The organism is Olavius algarvensis spirochete endosymbiont, assembly GCA_900608495.1.
Lineage (GTDB): Bacteria > Spirochaetota > Spirochaetia > DSM-2461 > DSM-2461 > UBA2779.
On sequence record UWYT01000127.1, the window covers coordinates 1 to 216 of the forward strand.

Annotated in this window: 1 protein-coding gene; it reads left to right on the plus strand. The window is 57.9% G+C overall.

Translation table 11 applies throughout. The features are described 5' to 3' along the window. Positions 1-216, plus strand: a 216-nt coding sequence (locus S1OALGB6SA_RS10100) for a hypothetical protein (RefSeq protein WP_195910273.1), incomplete at both ends; no start/stop codon positions are given.

A 216-nucleotide genomic window follows, 5' to 3' on the forward strand; every position in this document is an offset into this window, starting at 1 on the left:
CAGGTTCGGGTTCTGGCTCTGGTTCGGGTTCTGGTTCAGGTTCGGGTTCTGGCTCAGGTTCGGGTTCTGGCTCTGGTTCTGGCTCTGGTTGGGGTAATTGGCCTGGTTATAGCCCTGATTATGGTTTTGGGATTCCCCCCGGTTTTAGGAATCCCCCCTCCGGTTCAGACTCAGCCGGCTCGCCTCCCAACGGCAACGAAAACAATGGAGGCGGTG